We start from the raw sequence: 18,251 nt of genomic DNA on the forward strand, positions 1-18,251 counted from the left end.
TCCTCCGTCATGCTTAGAAAAACGCCTGACGGAGGATGCCATGAAAACCCGAAAACTGACGGAAGCCGACGTAACGTCTGAATCTGTCTTTATGCTACAGCGCCGCCAGATCCTGAAGATGCTTGGCATCAGCGCCACCGCCTTGACGCTCACGCCTGCGGCCCACGCCGACCTGCTCGACTGGTTTAAGGGTAACGATCGTCCGAAAGCCCCCTCCGGTGCCCCCCTTAACTTCACCAAACCGGCGCAATGGCAAAATAAGCTGGCGTTGACCCCGGAAGAAAAAGTCACCGGCTATAACAACTTTTACGAGTTTGGTCTTGATAAGGCCGATCCTGCCGCCAACGCGGGCAGCATGAAAACCGATCCCTGGACCCTGAAGATTGACGGCGAAGTGGCAAAACCGCTGACGCTGGATCATCACGACCTCACCACCCGCTTCCCCCTTGAAGAACGCATTTACCGCATGCGCTGCGTGGAAGCCTGGTCGATGGTCGTGCCGTGGGTGGGCTTCCCTTTGCACAAGCTCCTGGCCCTGGCTGAGCCCACCAGCAACGCGAAGTATGTCTCTTTCCAGACGCGCTATGCGCCGGACGAGATGCCGGGCCAGAAGGATCGGTTCATCGGCGGCGGGCTGGAATATCCGTACGTTGAAGGGTTACGCCTCGACGAAGCCATGCATCCCCTTACGCTGCTGACCGTGGGCGTTTACGGCAAAGCGCTGCCGCCGCAAAACGGGGCCCCCATTCGCTTAACCGTACCGTGGAAATACGGCTTCAAAAACATTAAATCCATCGTCAGCATCAAGCTCACCCGCGAGCGCCCGCCGACCTCCTGGAACCTGGCGGCGCCCGACGAGTACGGGTTTTACGCCAACGTTAACCCACACGTTGACCATCCTCGCTGGTCCCAGGCGACGGAACGTTTTATCGGTTCCGGCGGCGCGCTGGACGTTAAACGCCAGCCAACGCTGTTGTTTAACGGCTATGCGGATGAAGTGGCATCCCTGTACCGTGGGCTGAATTTACGGGAGAACTTCTGAGTGCGTTTAACGGCAAAGCAGATAACCGGGCTGAAGGTACTCCTGCACTTAGCCGGATTACTCCCCTTTATCTGGCTCTTTTGGGCAGCCAGTCAGGGGCAGTTTAGTGCCGATCCGGCTAAAGATATTCAGCATTTTACGGGTCGGATGGCTCTGAAATTTTTGCTGGCGACCTTGCTCGTCTCACCGCTGGCGCGCTACGCTAAACAGCCCTTATTGATACGCACGCGACGGCTTTTGGGGCTATGGTGTTTTGCCTGGGCGACGCTGCATCTCACCAGCTACGCCCTGCTGGAGCTGGGCATTAACAACCTGGCACTCCTTGGCAGCGAACTGGTGACGCGCCCTTATCTGACGCTGGGTATCGTAAGCTGGCTGGTTTTACTGGCGCTGACGCTGACATCCACGCAGTACGCGCAGCGAAAACTGGGCCGACGCTGGCAACGGCTGCACAACTTCGTCTATCTTGTCGCGATCCTCGCCCCCCTTCATTACCTGTGGTCGGTGAAGATTTTATCCCCTCAGCCGGTCATCTACGCCCTGCTGGCATTGGCCCTTTTAGCATGGCGTTACAAGAAGTTCCGCCAGTGGTGGCGATAGTTAACGAAACTGTGCGTTTTCCCGCAGAATATTTATCAACCGCGAATCTTTTTCGGATAGCGGTTGATAATCTTCCCTGATAAGACCAGTATTTAGCTGCCAAATGCTACGAAATCGTTATAATGTGCGACTTCGGTTTTCCGGACAGGGGTTTTAGGCCTCTGAAAGGGTGACAATTGCGCGTTGAGGGTATATGTTGTTTTTTACCCGAAAATCGCAGGAGATAGCGGCACAATGGCTGACAAATTCCAAATTTTAGTTTTGAACGGACCGAACCTGAACATGCTCGGCACCCGTGAGCCAGAGAAGTACGGCACGCTGACATTGAGCGAAATTGTTAACCGTCTGGGTACGGAAGCAGCCTCGCTGAATGTGGATTTGGACCATTTTCAGTCAAATGCGGAGTACGCAATCATCGACCGTATTCATCAGGCTAAAGACACTGTGGACTATATCCTGATCAATCCGGCCGCGTTTACGCACACCAGTGTTGCTATACGCGACGCACTGCTCGCGGTGAGTATCCCGTTTATCGAGATCCACCTGAGTAACGTGCACGCCCGAGAGCCGTTCCGCCACCATTCCTACCTGTCGGATATCGCCGCTGGCGTGATTTGTGGGCTGGGTGCAGACGGCTATTCATACGCTTTACAGACAGCGGTAAAACGCTTGTCACAATCACACTAAACAAGAGTACGGAACCCACTCATGGATATTCGTAAGATTAAAAAACTGATCGAGCTGGTTGAAGAATCAGGCATCTCCGAACTGGAAATTTCTGAAGGCGAAGAGTCTGTACGCATCAGCCGTGCAGCCCCAGCAGCTAGCTTCCCGGTAATGCAGCAAGCTTACGCTGCGCCAGTGCAACAGCCTGCGCTCGCCGCAGCCGTTGCGCCAGCGGCAGCAGAAGCAGCACCTGCGGCTGCAACAGAAATCAGTGGTCACATCGTACGTTCCCCAATGGTTGGTACTTTCTACCGCACCCCGAGCCCGGATGCGAAAGCGTTCATCGAAGTGGGTCAGAAAGTCAACGTAGGCGATACCCTGTGCATCGTTGAAGCCATGAAAATGATGAACCAGATCGAAGCAGACAAATCAGGTACTGTGAAAGCGATTCTGGTCGAAAGTGGTCAGCCGGTAGAATTTGACGAGCCGCTGGTCGTCATCGAGTAACGAGGCGAACATGCTGGATAAAATTGTTATCGCCAACCGTGGCGAGATTGCACTGCGTATTCTTCGTGCCTGTAAAGAACTGGGCATCAAGACCGTGGCCGTGCACTCAAGCGCGGATCGCGATTTAAAACACGTATTGCTGGCGGATGAGACGGTCTGTATCGGTCCGGCTCCGTCCGTAAAAAGCTATCTGAACATTCCGGCGATCATCAGCGCCGCCGAAATCACCGGCGCGGTCGCGATCCACCCGGGCTACGGCTTCCTCTCTGAGAACGCCAACTTTGCTGAGCAGGTTGAACGCTCTGGCTTTATCTTCATCGGCCCGAAAGCCGACACCATTCGCCTGATGGGCGACAAAGTGTCTGCCATCACCGCGATGAAAAAAGCCGGTGTTCCAACCGTACCAGGCTCTGACGGCCCGTTGACCGACGACATGGATGCTAACCGTGCTCATGCTAAACGCATTGGCTACCCGGTTATCATCAAGGCGTCCGGCGGCGGCGGCGGTCGCGGTATGCGCGTTGTGCGCAGCGATGCCGAACTGGCGCAGTCCATCTCCATGACCAAAGCGGAAGCGAAAGCGGCTTTCAGCAATGACATGGTGTACATGGAAAAATACCTGGAAAACCCACGCCACATCGAAATTCAGGTGCTGGCCGACGGTCAGGGTAACGCGATCTATCTGGCAGAACGTGACTGCTCCATGCAGCGTCGTCACCAGAAAGTCGTCGAAGAAGCGCCAGCGCCGGGCATTACTCCGGAACTGCGTCGCTACATCGGCGAGCGTTGCGCTAAAGCCTGTGTTGATATCGGCTATCGCGGGGCGGGTACCTTTGAGTTCCTGTTCGAAAACGGCGAGTTCTACTTCATTGAAATGAACACCCGTATTCAGGTTGAACACCCGGTTACCGAAATGATCACCGGCGTTGACCTGATCAAAGAGCAGCTGCGTATTGCAGCCGGTCAGCCGCTGTCCATCAAGCAGGAAGAAGTTGTGGTGAAAGGCCATGCGGTAGAGTGCCGTATCAACGCCGAAGACCCGAACACCTTCCTGCCAAGCCCGGGTAAAATCACGCGTTTCCACGCGCCGGGTGGCTTTGGTGTGCGCTGGGAGTCCCATATCTACGCCGGTTACACCGTACCGCCGTACTATGACTCAATGATCGGTAAGCTGATCTGCTACGGCGAAAACCGTGACGTGGCAATTGCCCGCATGAAGAACGCCCTACAGGAGCTGATCATCGATGGGATCAAAACCAACGTTGATCTCCAGATGCGCATCATGAGCGACGAGCACTTCCAGAATGGTGGAACTAACATCCACTACCTGGAGAAAAAACTCGGTCTGAACGAGAAGTAACAGACCAGCGTTGCTAAAAGGCCGGATAATCCGGCCTTTTTTATTTCTGGGGATTGCAAAGCCCCATCATGTACAATCCCCGCTTTCTTCATCCACAAGGGACAAAAAATGGACAAGCGTTTTGTTCAGGCCCATAAAGAAGCGCGCTGGGCGCTGTGGCTGACCCTTCTCTATCTCGCTGCTTGGTTAGTAACTGCTTACTTACCTGATTCAGCTATCGGCATAACCGGCCTTCCGCACTGGTTTGAAATGGCCTGCCTGCTGCTGCCGCTGGTGTTTATTGTACTGTGCTGGGCGATGGTGAAATTCATCTATCGCGATATTTCTCTGGAGGACGATGATGCAGCTTGAAGTCATTCTGCCCCTTATCGCTTACCTGTTCCTGGTGTTTGGCCTGTCGGTTTATGCGATGCGTAAACGTTCGACCGGCACCTTTCTGAACGAGTATTTCCTCGGGAGCCGCTCAATGGGTGGCGTCGTGCTGGCGATGACGCTGACCGCCACCTACATCAGCGCCAGCTCGTTTATCGGTGGCCCCGGCGCGGCCTATAAGTACGGACTGGGCTGGGTACTGCTGGCCATGATCCAGCTTCCTGCCATCTGGCTCTCGCTTGGCATACTGGGTAAAAAATTTGCCATCCTGGCTCGCCGCTACAATGCCGTGACGCTGAACGATATGCTGTTTGCCCGCTATCAGAGCCGCCTGCTGGTATGGCTGGCAAGCCTGAGCCTGCTGGTGGCGTTCATCGGGGCGATGACCGTGCAGTTCATCGGCGGCGCGCGCCTGCTGGAAACGGCGGCCGGGATCCCCTACGAGACGGGTCTGGTCATCTTCGGCGTCAGTATTGCGCTGTATACCGCGTTTGGCGGGTTCCGCGCCAGCGTGCTGAACGACACGATGCAGGGGCTGGTCATGCTCGTAGGCACCCTCGTTCTTCTGGTCGGCATCGTGCATGCCGCGGGTGGCCTGGGCCATGCGGTTGAAACTCTGGAAGCGATCGATCCGAAGCTGGTCTCGCCGCAGGGGGCGGATGATATTCTCTCTCCAACCTTCATGACTTCGTTCTGGGTGCTGGTGTGCTTTGGGGTCATTGGCCTGCCGCATACCGCCGTGCGCTGCATCTCATATAAAGACAGCAAAGCCGTGCACCGGGGGATCATCATCGGGACGATTGTGGTGGCGATCCTGATGTTTGGCATGCACCTGGCGGGCGCGCTGGGACGCGCGGTGATCCCTGACCTTACCGTGCCGGATCTGGTCATCCCGACCCTGATGGTAAAAGTGCTGCCGCCGTTTGCCGCCGGGATTTTCCTCGCCGCGCCCATGGCGGCCATTATGTCGACCATCAACGCCCAGTTACTGCAAAGTTCCGCTACGATCATTAAAGATCTCTACCTGAACCTGCGCCCTGAACAGGTTGAAAATGAGCGTCGCCTGAAGCGTATGTCGGCCGCGATCACCCTGGTACTGGGTGCGCTGCTGCTGCTGGCCGCGTGGCGTCCACCGGAGATGATCATCTGGTTGAACCTGCTCGCCTTTGGCGGGCTTGAGGCCGTATTCCTGTGGCCGCTGGTGCTGGGCCTGTACTGGGAACGCGCTAATGCCGCGGGTGCGTTAAGCGGCATGATTGTCGGGGGCGTTCTGTATGCCGTTCTCGCAACGTTTAAAATTCAGTATCTGGGCTTTCATCCGATTGTGCCCTCGCTGCTGTTAAGTTTACTGGCGTTTGTGGTGGGTAACCGTTTCGGCCGCCCCGTACCACCCGCCACCCTGATGTCTACTGATAAATAAAGAGTTTTGCCATGCCGTGGATCCAATTAAAACTGAATACAACCGGCGCGAACGCCGAAGAACTGAGTGATGCGCTGATGGAAGCCGGTTCGGTCTCTATCACTTTCCAGGATACCCATGACACGCCGGTCTTTGAGCCGCTGCCGGGCGAAACGCGCCTGTGGGGCGATACCGACGTTATCGGCCTGTTTGATGCAGAAACCGACATGAAAGAGGTGGTGGCGATTCTGGAAAACCATCCGCTGCTGGGCGCAGGCTTCGCGCATAAAATCGAACAGCTGGAAGACAAAGACTGGGAACGCGAGTGGATGGATAACTTCCATCCGATGCAGTTTGGTCAGCGTCTGTGGATCTGCCCAAGCTGGCGCGAGGTTCCCGATGAAAACGCGGTGAACGTGATGCTCGATCCGGGTCTTGCGTTTGGAACCGGTACTCACCCGACAACTTCCCTGTGCCTGCAATGGCTGGATGGTCTGGATCTGGAAGGCAAAACCGTGATCGACTTCGGCTGCGGATCCGGAATCCTCGCTATCGCGGCGCTGAAGCTGGGCGCGGCCAAAGCCATGGGGATCGACATCGATCCGCAGGCGATTCAGGCCAGCCGTGATAACGCCGAGCGTAACGGCGTTTCCGATCGCCTTGAACTGTATCTGCCCGATGCACAGCCAGAGGCCATGAAAGCCGATGTGGTGGTCGCGAATATCCTGGCTGGCCCGTTACGCGAGCTGGCGCCGTTAATCAGCGTCCTGCCGGTTGAGGGCGGCCTGCTGGGTCTGTCCGGCATTCTGGCAAGCCAGGCAGACAGCGTCTGCGAAGCCTACGCCGATCTCTTTGCGCTTGACCCGGTCGTCGAGAAAGAAGAGTGGTGCCGCATCACCGGTCGTAAAAAATAAGCATTTGGCGTGGTCCTCTGACCACGCCTTTTCCCTTCGGTTTTCCCTCCCGCCTTCATCTTTTCTCCGATAAAATAGCCCTGCAAATCATAATGTTATTTATTGATTTGGATAATAAAATTCACAGGAAGAATACGATGAAACATATTGCAGGCAAGGCAGCGCTGCTGGCGCTGAGCATGATGTCGGCTTCGGCTTACGCATCACACTGGAGCTATCAGGGAGAAGGCGCACCGGAGCACTGGGGCGAACTGGACGAGGCGTATAAAACGTGTAAAAGCGGGATGTATCAGTCGCCGATTAACATTGATAGCACGGTCAAAGCCCATATCTCTCCGCTGGAAACGCACTACATCGACGGCCCGGTCACCCTGACAAACAACGGCCATACTATCCAGGCGAGTGAAAACGCCGATACACGCGACAGCATCACGCTTGATAAACAGACCTGGACGTTACAACAATTCCATTTCCACGCGCCATCCGAAAACACGGTGCACGGTAAAAAATACGCGATGGAAATGCATCTGGTGCACAAAAATGCTGACGGCGAACTGACGGTCGTTGCCGTTATGTTCGACCAGGGTGCGGCAAACGCTGAGCTGGATAAACTCTGGAGCGTGATGCCGGGACAGGTTGACCAGAACGTCACGATCAAGCCAACCCTCGATATCAATAAACTCCTGCCCGCGGATAAAACCTACTGGCGCTTCAGCGGCTCTCTGACCACGCCGCCGTGCTCAGAAGGGGTAACGTGGCTGGTGCTTAAGCAGCCGCTGACCGTCTCTGCTGAACAGCTGCAAAAATTCACCCACACCCTGCATCACGATAACAACCGCCCGGTCCAGCCGCTTCATGGCCGCCTGGTGGTTGAATAAGTCGATTTTTTGCGCTGATATCCTGTGCTGAAAGGCGACACAGATCGCAAGAAGCACCCTAATCTGCTGCATATCGCAGCAGATTATCCCGGACAATTGATTCATTTATTCAGAAATGATGAGAAGTTACGGGAAATTGTAAGAGCCCACAAAACGTTCATTTATTCATAACCCAATGATTTAAATAGCGAATAATCTTATCCCAAAAGTATGACTGGCGATTCATTGATCTACAGCAGTGGATTGTTCAAAGTTTGGCCTTTCATCTCGTGCAAAAAATGCGTAATATACGCCGCCTTGCAGTCACAGTATGGTCATTTCTTAACTCATGCGCATCGGACACCACCAGCTCAGAAATCGCCTGATCGCAGCACCCATGGCAGGTATTACCGACCGGCCGTTCAGGACGCTGTGCTACGAGATGGGAGCAGGACTGACCGTTTCCGAGATGATGTCGTCTAACCCGCAGGTTTGGGAAAGCGATAAGTCCCGCCTACGGATGGTGCACGTTGATGAGCCAGGTATTCGCACCGTGCAAATTGCCGGAAGCGTGCCTGAAGAAATGGCAGATGCCGCGCGTATTAACGTGGAAAGTGGCGCCCAGATTATTGATATCAATATGGGTTGCCCGGCCAAAAAGGTGAATCGCAAGCTTGCAGGTTCAGCCCTTCTGCAATACCCCGACCAGGTGAAGTCAATCCTGACGGCGGTTGTCAGCGCAGTGGACGTTCCTGTTACGTTAAAGATTCGCACGGGTTGGTCGCCGGAACACCGTAACTGCGTAGAGATTGCCCAACTGGCCGAAGACTGTGGCATTCAGGCCCTGACCATTCATGGACGCACTCGCGCCTGTTTGTTCAACGGTGAAGCTGAATACGACAGCATTCGGGCAGTTAAGCAGAAAGTTTCCATTCCGATTATCGCGAATGGCGACATTACTGACCCGCTTAAAGCCAGAGCTGTGCTCGACTATACGGGAGCTGATGCTCTGATGATAGGACGTGCCGCTCAGGGAAGACCCTGGATCTTTCGGGAAATCCAGCATTATCTGGACACTGGGGAGCTGCTTGCCCCGCTGCCTCTGGCAGAGGTTAAGCGCTTGCTTTGTTCGCATGTTCGGGAACTGCATGACCACTACGGCCAGGCAAAAGGGTACCGAATTGCGCGTAAACACGTCTCCTGGTATCTCCAGGAGCACGCTCCAAATGACCAGTTTCGGCGCACATTCAACGCCATTGAGGATGCCAGCGAACAGCTGGAGGCGTTGGAGGCATACTTCGAAAATCTTGCGTAATGAAATAAAGAGCTGACAGAACTATGTTCGAACAACGCGTAAATTCTGACGTACTGACCGTATCTACCGTTAACTCTCAGGATCAGGTGACTCAAAAGCCCCTGCGTGACTCGGTTAAACAGGCACTGAAGAACTATTTTGCTCAACTGAACGGTCAGGATGTTAATGACCTGTATGAGCTGGTACTGGCTGAAGTTGAACAGCCACTGTTGGACATGGTGATGCAATACACCCGTGGTAATCAAACCCGCGCTGCCCTGATGATGGGCATCAACCGTGGTACCCTGCGTAAGAAATTGAAAAAATACGGCATGAACTAATTTCGATTAGCTAACTGCTTGTTTAAAAAGGCGCTCTTCGGCATGGGGAAGCGCCTTTTTTATCGCCCAAATGGGCGACCGTCAACCTTTGTAAACCTTCTCGTTCCCCACTTTTCAACGCCCGCTTTTCGTGTATATTTCCAGCACCTTACAGGCTCTCTTTTCGCGGAATGACACATGATTCGTAAATACTGGTGGCTGGTCGTTTTTGCTGTCTCTGTTTTCCTTTTCGATGCGCTGCTGATGCAGTGGATTGAACTGATGAGCACTGAAACCGATAAATGTCGCAATATGAATTCCGTAAATCCGCTAAAACTGGTGAACTGTTCAGAGCTGGACTAACCGCTACCCCCTGCGCCATCCCTGCTATCACCTAATAAAAACAGGGATTTAAATCACTTTTCGTCATTTCCTGACGATGATAATGTCTGTGCCCTTTCCAACCGCTCTTGCTTAACATCCCCCAACGAGTGAACAGACCATGCTGGTTAGCCAATACAACCAAATCCTCGTCGTCATCTCCTTTGTTGTCGCCATTCTTGCCGCCTATACCGCACTGAATATGGCTGCGCGCGTTGCCGGTAGCCAGGGCGTCGCTGCGCGCGTCTGGTTGGCAGGCGGCGGGGTGTCGATGGGAATTGGCGTGTGGGCGATGCATTTCATCGGTATGCTGGCGATGGATCTTTCCATGAGCATGAGCTACAACGCGGCCCTGACCGTGCTTTCGATGGTTATCGCCATCAGCTCGTCGATGTTCGCCCTGTGGCTCGTTAGCGGTGAGCAGTTGCGTCTGCACCGGCTGCTCCCCGGCGCAGCCGTGATGGGAGCGGGCATTGTTGCCATGCACTACACCGGAATGGCTGCACTGGAAGTCACACCGGGTATTGTCTGGGATAACACGTGGGTGGCCATCTCTGTGGTCATTGCCCTGGCCGCGTCACTGGCCGCTCTTTGGCTGACGTTCCGTTTACGACAGGAAGCCGCACAAATGGCGCTGATGCGGCTGGGGGCGGCGATCACCATGGGCATCGCTATCGCTGGTATGCACTACGCCGGCATGGAAGCCGCCCAGTTTCCGGTGTCGACGATGGTCCACCATCATGGCATTAACGGTAGCTGGCTGGCGGTACTGGTAAGCGTGGTCGCGCTTGCTATTTTGGGGATCACATTACTGGTGTCGATGTTCGATGCCCGCCTTCAGGCTCGTACCTCGCTGCTGGCCTCATCGCTGGCAGAAGCTAACCGCGAGCTCGCACAGCTGGCGTTACATGACACGCTGACGCGTTTGCCCAATCGCATTCTGCTGGAGGATCGTCTCGATCAGGCTATCAGCAAGGCCGATCGCGAGGGGAACGCCTTCGCGCTGATGTTTATGGATCTCGATGGTTTTAAAACCATAAATGATGCCTACGGTCATGACGTCGGTGACAAGCTTCTGGTTGCCGTGACTCAGCGCCTGCTGTTGCAGTTGAAAGGTCAGTACACGCTGGCGCGTATCGGTGGGGATGAATTCGTCCTGCTGGCCGAAACTGACAGCCCGGATGATGCAGCCTCACTGGCCAATTCACTGGTGCGCGTTATTGATAGCCCGTTCCATCTCGATCCTTACGAGCTGATGGTCACCCTGAGCATTGGCATCGCGCTCTATCCGCACGACGGCAACACCGATCGTGAACTGATGTTTAACGCTGATGCGGCGATGTATCACACAAAACATATGGGTCGCAACGGTTATCACTTCTTCCAGCCGTCAATGAATTCGCTGGCGCAGACGCATCTTCAGTTGATGAACGATCTGTGGCAGGCCATCGACCGTAATGAGCTACGCCTGCTATATCAACCTAAATTCCACGCCCCTGCCGGGCCAGTACTCGGGTTTGAAGCGCTGTTACGCTGGCAGCATCCAAAACAGGGATTATTGTCTCCCGAGCTGTTTCTCCCGCTGGCAGAGAAAACCGGGCTGATTATTCCCATTGGAAACTGGGTCATCGACGAGGCCTGCCGTCAGCTGCGTGAATGGCATCTTCAGGGTCACACGGACTGGTCAATGGCGGTGAATCTTTCTACGTTGCAGTTCGAACAGCCGACGCTGGTTAAAACGGTTCTTGATTGTCTGACGCGCCATAGCGTACCGCCCGGTATGTTGATCCTGGAGGTGACTGAAACTACGGCGATGAGCAATCCAGACGAAAGCGTTCGCGTCCTGACAGCGCTGACGGATGCGGGCGTAAAAGCCTCGATAGACGATTTTGGTACAGGTTACTCAAGCCTGCTCTATCTTAAGCGGCTCCCCGCCTGTGAGTTAAAAATCGATCGCGCTTTCGTGAAAGAGTTAAGTGGAGAGAGCGAAGATGCAACGATTGTCTCGGCGATTGTCGCTCTGGCAAAAACGCTGAATCTGAAGGTTGTGGCGGAAGGGGTGGAAACCGCAGCGCAGCAGGCGTTTTTGACAGAACTGGGATGTAATACGCTACAGGGTTATCTGCTGGGCAAACCGATTACCGCGAAAGCGATTACGGAACAGTGCCAGCACGGGGAGATGTCGCCACCCCGGACGCCGTCATGAGGCCGTATCGTAAACCACTGGCGTCACTCGGGTGATATGCAGCGTCGCCAGAATATTATCCACCAGCGCCGGCGCCTGTTGGTACAGGTTGAAACTGTTGCTGTTCATGAGCCAGTTTTTGATGACTCCGCTAAAAAAGGCGTGGAAAACTATTACCGCAAGTTCAATATTCGTTTGTGACGAGATGACGTTACGAGCAATGCATTGCCTCAGCGTCCTGCGAAGATAATCATTGTTTAAACCGATCCGCTTTCGTATTTCACATTCTGAAATTACATCGTCATGAAATTCACACTTATGATACAAAATTTGTAGAAGAGCATACTGTCGGGGATTGCTTGCAATATATTGCAACCCGACGATAAATTGTTCACGAAGCATTAACAGTGGGTCATCTTTTTCGGAAAGCACTAACCTGTCACGAATCATCTCACGCAGCGGTAATTGCTGTTCCCAGATGGCATTAAATATTTCCGCTTTACTCGAAAAATGCCAGTAAACTGCCCCGCGAGTGAGTTGCGCAGCATCGGCGATGTCGGTGAGCGTGGTGTTAGCCACGCCCCGCGTCGCGAATAGCCCGATAGCGGCTTCAATCAACTGCTGACGGGTCTTTTGAGCCTCTTCTTTCTTTTTACGCGCCATAGCCTGCTACTCATTGCTCATACGATTAATACACTACCAAACGTAATGATGGGGTCAGATAAATAAAAGTATTCATCATAACCGATTTTCATTTTGCACAAAAAAAGTCAATTTGCTTAATTTATAATTCAGTCAAATAAATTCAATGCATTGCATTCACAAAATATATGAATAAAGCGAATCCAAAGCATTTGCGCTGGTTATCCTGACAGAAATTGCATATTGAAAGCACTGAGCCAGATTCTGATTTTTACTTTTTAATGCCTCTCCAGCACGTATAAATTAAAAAACATTACATACCCTCATTATTATACGCAGCTACATTTTTATTTTTGCCTCATACCCTCTCACCGATTCACGGCAATTATCGGTTTAGGGGTAGTTTAAGGAACAGTAATGACGACTCATTTCAGACGCTTACCCTTATCCGGTTTCATTGTCTGTGCCGCACTGCTCGCCGGGTGCGATGGGCAGGAAAATTCACAGCAGCATGCGCAAGCCCCTCAGGTGAATGTTCATATTGTCAAAAGCGCGCCGCTGGCCGTAACGACGGAATTACCAGGCAGAACAGATGCGTATCGTGTTGCGGAGGTTCGTCCCCAGGTCAGTGGTATCATTCTGCACCGCAATTTTACCGAAGGCAGCGATGTCAAAGCGGGTGAATCCCTTTATCAGATCGATCCTGCCACCTATCAGGCAGCCTACGACAATGCGAAAGGTGAACTGGTAAAAGCGCAGGCGGCGGCAAACATTGCCCATCTGACGGTGAAACGTTACGTTCCGCTGGTCGGTACGCAATATGTGAGCAAGCAGGAGTACGATCAGGCGGTGGCAACCGCTCAGCAGGCGGATGCGAGCGTCGTTGCCGCGAAGGCTGGCGTTGAAAGCGCGCGGATCAACCTCGCCTACACGAAAGTCACATCGCCAATCAGCGGGCGCATTGGTAAATCCAGCGTTACTGAAGGGGCGCTCGTCACGAATGGTCAGTCAACTGCGCTGGCAACGGTTCAGCAGCTCGATCCAATTTATGTCGACGTGACCCAGTCCAGCAGCGACTTTATGCGACTGAAGCAGACAAGCCTGCAAAAGGGCGACACCAGCAGCGTCGAGCTGCTGATGGAAAACGGCCAGCCTTATCCACTGAAAGGAACGCTACAGTTCTCTGACGTCACGGTAGATGAAAGTACCGGCTCAATCACCCTACGCGCCCTCTTCCCTAACCCTCAGCATATGCTGTTACCGGGTATGTTTGTCCGTGCACGCATCGATGAAGGTACGCAGCCGGATGCCATTCTTGTTCCCCAGCAGGGGGTAACCCGTACACCGCGCGGGGATGCCACCGTGCTTGTGGTAAACGATAAAAATCAGGTGGAATCTCGCACTGTCGTTGCACCGCAGGCGATTGGCGATCGGTGGCTGGTCACGGACGGCCTTAAAAACGGTGACCGCGTCATCACCAGCGGCCTGCAAAAAGTTCGCCCTGGTGCCACCGTCGTGGCTATTCCTGATACCGCCGCTACTCCAGCCAGTTAAGGGATATCGACATGGCTAATTTCTTTATTCAACGGCCTGTTTTCGCCTGGGTACTCGCCATCATTCTGATGATTGCGGGCGGGCTGGCCATTTTAAAACTGCCGGTCGCGCAATATCCGACCATTGCGCCACCCGCGGTTGCGGTGACAGCAACCTACCCTGGCGCGGATGCCCAGACGGTACAGGACACGGTGACGCAGGTTATCGAACAGAACATGAACGGAATCGACAATCTGATGTACATGTCGTCCACCAGTGATTCTGCCGGTAACGTCACCATCACCCTGACGTTCGAGTCGGGTACGGATCCTGATATCGCGCAGGTTCAGGTTCAGAACAAGCTTCAGCTCGCCATGCCGCTGCTGCCGCAGGAAGTGCAGCAACAGGGGATCGGCGTGGAAAAATCCAGCAGCAGCTTCCTGCTGGTTGCGGGCTTCGTGTCGGATAATAAAAACCTTACCCAGGATGATATCTCCGACTATGTTGCTTCTAACGTAAAAGATGCGATCAGCCGTACTTCCGGGGTCGGTGACGTGCAGCTGTTCGGTGCGCAGTATGCCATGCGCATCTGGCTGGACAGCAACGCAATGAATAAGTACCAGCTCACGCCGCTGGACGTCATTAACCAGCTGAAAACCCAGAACGACCAGATTGCGGCGGGCCAGTTGGGGGGGACGCCGTCTGTACCGGGTCAGCAGCTGAACGCCTCTATTATTGCTCAAACGCGCCTGAAATCGCCGGAGGAGTTTGGCCGTGTGACGCTGAAGGTGAACCAGGACGGTTCAATGGTCCACCTGAAGGACGTGGCCCGCATTGAGCTGGGTGGCGAAAACTACAACATGGTCACCAAAATCAACGGGCAGGCTGCTACGGGGCTCGGGATCAAGCTGGCGACTGGCGCAAACGCTCTGGATACCGCTGCCGCCATCAAGAGCAAACTGGCGCAGTTGCAGCCCTTCTTCCCGCAGGGCCTGAGAGTTGTCTATCCATACGACACCACACCTTTCGTGAAGATCTCAATACATGAAGTGGTGAAGACGCTGTTTGAAGCGATCGTTCTCGTGTTCCTGGTGATGTACCTGTTCCTGCAAAACCTGCGGGCAACCCTTATACCGACTATCGCGGTGCCCGTGGTGTTGCTGGGTACTTTTGCGGTACTGGCTGCGTTCGGTTTCTCCATTAACACTCTGACGATGTTCGGGATGGTATTGGCGATAGGCTTGCTCGTCGATGATGCCATCGTGGTGGTCGAGAACGTAGAACGCGTGATGGTGGAGGACAAGCTGCCGCCAAAAGAGGCGACGCAGAAGTCAATGGAACAAATCCAGGGCGCTCTGGTGGGCATTGCCATGGTGCTTTCGGCGGTGTTTATACCGATGGCATTTTTTGGAGGCTCTACCGGGGCTATCTATCGTCAGTTCTCGCTAACCATCGTCTCCGCGATGGCCCTGTCGGTGCTGGTCGCGCTGATATTAACGCCAGCGCTTTGTGCAACCCTGCTCAAACCCGTTGCCAGCGAGCATCATGAAAAGAAAGGTGGCTTCTTTGGCTGGTTTAACGCGCTTTTTGATAAGAGCGTGGAGCACTACAGCAACAGCGTGAGCGGTATTTTACGTAAGACCGGGCGCTATCTGCTGGTATACGTCATCATCGTCGGCGGCATGGCAGTCTTGTTCCTGCGCCTGCCTTCCTCCTTCCTGCCGGAAGAGGATCAGGGGGTGTTTATGACGATGGTTCAGCTGCCGGCAGGGGCGACGCAGATGCGCACCCAGCAGGTGCTCGATCAGGTTCAGGATTATTATCTGACGAAAGAGAAAGCGAACGTTGAATCGGTCTTCACCGTAAACGGCTTTAGCTTTAGCGGCCAGGGCCAAAACGCCGGTATCGCGTTCGTCAGCCTGAAGCCCTGGGAAGAACGTCCGGGCGATGAAAACGGCGTTAGCGCCATTGTCAGCCGTGCGACGAAAGCGTTCAGCCAGATCAAAGATGGCCTTGTATTTCCGTTTAACCTGCCCGCGATTATTGAGCTGGGCACGGCGACAGGCTTCGACTTCGAACTGATTGACCAGGCAAACCTGGGGCATACGCAGCTAACGCAGGCACGTAACCAGCTGCTTGGCATGGTGAGAGAACATCCACATTTACTGGTCCGCGTGCGTCCTAACGGCCTGGAGGATACGCCTCAGTTCAAGCTGGATGTCGATCAGGAGAAAGCACAGGCGTTAGGTGTGAGCGTATCTGATGTTAATCAGACCATCTCAACAGCACTGGGTGGCACCTATGTGAATGACTTTATCGATCATGGACGCGTGAAAAAAGTTTACGTACAGGCTGATGCTCGCTTCCGTATGCTGCCAGGAGACATTAACGGCCTGTATGTGCGTAGCGCTAACGGCGAAATGGTGCCTTTCTCTGCCTTTAGCAGCTCTCACTGGGTATACGGTTCACCCCGTCTGGAACGTTACAATGGGATGCCGTCAATGGAGATCCTCGGTGAGTCTGCGCCAGGCAAAAGTACCGGTGAGGCAATGGCGTTGATGGAAAGCCTTGCGTCGAAACTGCCTTCCGGCATCGGCTACGACTGGACGGGGATGTCTTACCAGGAACGTCTTTCCGGTAATCAGGCTCCAGCGCTGTACGCCATTTCGCTGATAGTGGTGTTCCTGTGTCTGGCTGCCCTCTATGAAAGCTGGTCAATTCCATTCTCGGTCATGCTGGTTGTGCCCCTGGGGGTGATCGGCGCGCTTCTGGCTGCATCGGTGCGCGGGCTGAACAATGACGTTTACTTCCAGGTGGGACTGCTTACGACAATTGGTTTATCCGCCAAGAACGCCATACTGATCGTTGAGTTCGCCAAGGATCTCATGGATAAAGAAGGCAAAGGGATTATCGAAGCCACGCTGGAAGCCTCACGTATGCGTCTGCGTCCTATCCTGATGACTTCCCTGGCATTCATCCTTGGCGTTATGCCTCTGGTAATCAGTAGTGGTGCAGGAAGTGGGGCACAAAACGCTGTTGGTACGGGCGTGATGGGCGGGATGCTGTCAGCTACGCTGCTGGCCATTTTCTTCGTTCCTGTTTTCTTTGTGGTTGTCCGAAGACGGTTTACAAAGCACAAGGATTAATGAATAATTAAAAGGCACCTCGGGTGCCTTTTTTATTTACGGAAAACAACAGAATAAATATATCGGTCCTTCACATTTTCTCCATTAATTATCTCCACCCGCTCCTTTTCTCCATGATTTTTACAATCCACACAAATTGAGATTATTCACCGTTCTGCATGGTATTAGCACGGTGGTAAAATAATCATCAATTCGTTAATTGCCGCATCGGCTCTGTAGCGAATAAGCGATTATTTTGAGGTAACATCATGAAAAGATTCCTTTCCGTTGCACTCCTCGCTGCGCTGCTTGCTGGCTGTGCGCACGACTCTCCATGTGTACCGGTATACGACGATCAGGGCCGACTGGTTCACACCAATACCTGCATGAAGGGCACCACCCAGGATAACTGGGAAACAGCAGGTGCGATAGCCGGTGGCGCCGCGGCAATAGCGGGCCTGACGCTGGGTATTGTTGCCCTGACTAAATAAGGCTTTCAAAAGCGCGGCGATGTCCGCGCTTTTATTTTGTTGTGATGTAAGCGCTTATATTTTCCATCCTGGCTTTACCCGCTATTAACTCTATTTAATACCCTACTATGCTTCCTGCTTTACACAGTTAACCCTGCCAGTAACCTCACTCCTGCTGCGTTTCGATTACTTTATGTATACGCACTATTTTGCCAGTTAAACGCATAGGTATACGCCGATATGTACGAATTTCGCGAGAGGGATTAACGACGTGAGGGATTTAACAGTACGCATAACGCAAAAAGGCCATCCTTTCGGATGGCCTTTCTACTTGTTTGATGTCTGGCAGTTCCCTACTCTCACATGGGGAGACCCCACACTACCATCGGCGCTACGGCGTTTCACTTCTGAGTTCGGCATGGGGTCAGGTGGGACCACCGCGCTAAAGCCGCCAGACAAATTCTTTTACTTCTTGCCGAACTTTAACCTAAGTATAAAGTGGTGCTGATACCCAGAGTCGAACTGGGGACCTCACCCTTACCAAGGGTGCGCTCTACCAACTGAGCCATATCAGCACGCTAAAT

Annotated in this window: 17 protein-coding genes, 1 tRNA gene and 1 rRNA gene; 16 read left to right on the plus strand and 3 right to left on the minus strand. The window is 53.6% G+C overall.

Features of this window, described 5'->3' with window-relative positions; translation table 11 throughout:
* The first annotated feature begins 40 nt into the window (after nt 1–40).
* From msrP to E0L16_RS17465, 13 genes are all read left to right on the plus strand, one after another.
* Nucleotides 41–1,042, plus strand: a complete 1,002-nt coding sequence (gene msrP / locus E0L16_RS17400; protein WP_131637540.1) for a protein-methionine-sulfoxide reductase catalytic subunit MsrP — start codon at nt 41–43, stop codon at nt 1,040–1,042.
* Complete coding sequence (gene msrQ, locus E0L16_RS17405) at nt 1,043–1,642, plus strand: protein-methionine-sulfoxide reductase heme-binding subunit MsrQ (RefSeq protein ID WP_063867534.1); 600 nt, start codon at nt 1,043–1,045, stop codon at nt 1,640–1,642.
* 234 nt (nt 1,643–1,876) lie between these two features.
* Nucleotides 1,877–2,329 carry a type II 3-dehydroquinate dehydratase gene (aroQ, locus tag E0L16_RS17415; RefSeq protein ID WP_022649568.1) on the plus strand — a complete coding sequence of 151 codons (453 nt, stop codon included), beginning with the start codon at nt 1,877–1,879 and terminating at the stop codon, nt 2,327–2,329.
* A 21-nt stretch (nt 2,330–2,350) separates the two neighbouring features.
* Nucleotides 2,351–2,815, plus strand: coding sequence for an acetyl-CoA carboxylase biotin carboxyl carrier protein (accB, locus tag E0L16_RS17420; RefSeq protein ID WP_063450991.1), 465 nt, complete (start codon nt 2,351–2,353; stop codon nt 2,813–2,815).
* Between the two features lie 10 nt (nt 2,816–2,825).
* Nucleotides 2,826–4,175, plus strand: coding sequence for an acetyl-CoA carboxylase biotin carboxylase subunit (gene accC, locus E0L16_RS17425; protein WP_003860388.1), 1,350 nt, complete (start codon nt 2,826–2,828; stop codon nt 4,173–4,175).
* A 108-nt stretch (nt 4,176–4,283) separates the two neighbouring features.
* The gene (locus E0L16_RS17430) at nt 4,284–4,526 is read left to right on the plus strand and encodes a YhdT family protein (RefSeq protein WP_022649569.1); all 243 of its coding nucleotides are present in this window, start codon (nt 4,284–4,286) and stop codon (nt 4,524–4,526) included.
* The gene (gene panF / locus E0L16_RS17435) at nt 4,516–5,967 is read left to right on the plus strand and encodes a sodium/pantothenate symporter (RefSeq protein WP_063867532.1); all 1,452 of its coding nucleotides are present in this window, start codon (nt 4,516–4,518) and stop codon (nt 5,965–5,967) included. Before E0L16_RS17430 ends, panF begins: the two co-directional genes overlap by 11 nt.
* Before the next feature lie 11 nt (nt 5,968–5,978).
* Nucleotides 5,979–6,860 carry a 50S ribosomal protein L11 methyltransferase gene (gene prmA, locus E0L16_RS17440; RefSeq protein ID WP_131637542.1) on the plus strand — a complete coding sequence of 294 codons (882 nt, stop codon included), beginning with the start codon at nt 5,979–5,981 and terminating at the stop codon, nt 6,858–6,860.
* Nucleotides 6,861–6,997: 137 nt separating this feature from the next.
* Nucleotides 6,998–7,738 carry a carbonic anhydrase gene (locus E0L16_RS17445; RefSeq protein ID WP_131637544.1) on the plus strand — a complete coding sequence of 247 codons (741 nt, stop codon included), beginning with the start codon at nt 6,998–7,000 and terminating at the stop codon, nt 7,736–7,738.
* Between the two features lie 328 nt (nt 7,739–8,066).
* Nucleotides 8,067–9,032 carry a tRNA dihydrouridine synthase DusB gene (gene dusB, locus E0L16_RS17450; protein WP_006812176.1) on the plus strand — a complete coding sequence of 322 codons (966 nt, stop codon included), beginning with the start codon at nt 8,067–8,069 and terminating at the stop codon, nt 9,030–9,032.
* A gap of 23 nt (nt 9,033–9,055) precedes the next feature.
* Nucleotides 9,056–9,352, plus strand: coding sequence for a DNA-binding transcriptional regulator Fis (fis, locus tag E0L16_RS17455; protein ID WP_000462905.1), 297 nt, complete (start codon nt 9,056–9,058; stop codon nt 9,350–9,352).
* 177 nt (nt 9,353–9,529) lie between these two features.
* On the plus strand, nt 9,530–9,694 hold the full coding sequence (locus tag E0L16_RS17460) for a DUF2556 family protein (RefSeq protein WP_063450987.1): 165 nt from the start codon (nt 9,530–9,532) through the stop codon (nt 9,692–9,694).
* A 139-nt stretch (nt 9,695–9,833) separates the two neighbouring features.
* On the plus strand, nt 9,834–11,918 hold the full coding sequence (locus E0L16_RS17465) for a putative bifunctional diguanylate cyclase/phosphodiesterase (RefSeq protein ID WP_131637546.1): 2,085 nt from the start codon (nt 9,834–9,836) through the stop codon (nt 11,916–11,918).
* On the opposite strand, the gene envR is transcribed toward E0L16_RS17465, so the two are convergent.
* Nucleotides 11,913–12,560, minus strand: a complete 648-nt coding sequence (gene envR, locus E0L16_RS17470) for an acrEF/envCD operon transcriptional regulator (protein WP_131637548.1) — start codon at nt 12,558–12,560, stop codon at nt 11,913–11,915. The two genes, E0L16_RS17465 and envR, sit on opposite strands and share 6 nt — an antisense overlap.
* Before the next feature lie 396 nt (nt 12,561–12,956).
* On the opposite strand from envR, the gene E0L16_RS17475 reads away from it, so the two are divergent.
* The 3 genes from E0L16_RS17475 (at nt 12,957) to E0L16_RS17485 (ending at nt 17,688) form a co-directional block, all read left to right on the plus strand.
* Nucleotides 12,957–14,093 (plus strand): efflux RND transporter periplasmic adaptor subunit, encoded by a 1,137-nt coding sequence (locus tag E0L16_RS17475; RefSeq protein ID WP_131637550.1) that lies wholly within the window; start codon nt 12,957–12,959, stop codon nt 14,091–14,093.
* Nucleotides 14,094–14,104: 11 nt separating this feature from the next.
* Nucleotides 14,105–17,218, plus strand: coding sequence for an efflux RND transporter permease subunit (locus E0L16_RS17480; RefSeq protein WP_131637552.1), 3,114 nt, complete (start codon nt 14,105–14,107; stop codon nt 17,216–17,218).
* Nucleotides 17,219–17,466: 248 nt separating this feature from the next.
* Entirely contained in the window at nt 17,467–17,688 is a 222-nt protein-coding gene (locus tag E0L16_RS17485) for a lipoprotein (RefSeq protein ID WP_003860364.1), read from the plus strand.
* Nucleotides 17,689–18,007: 319 nt separating this feature from the next.
* Here the strand turns inward: E0L16_RS17485 and rrf are convergent.
* A 5S ribosomal RNA gene (gene rrf / locus E0L16_RS17490) occupies nt 18,008–18,123 on the minus strand.
* Between the two features lie 43 nt (nt 18,124–18,166).
* Nucleotides 18,167–18,242 (minus strand) — tRNA-Thr (locus E0L16_RS17495).
* Nucleotides 18,243–18,251 lie beyond the last annotated feature (9 nt).

Origin of the sequence: Enterobacter quasihormaechei (assembly GCF_004331385.1) — a bacterium.
Lineage (GTDB): Bacteria > Pseudomonadota > Gammaproteobacteria > Enterobacterales > Enterobacteriaceae > Enterobacter > Enterobacter quasihormaechei.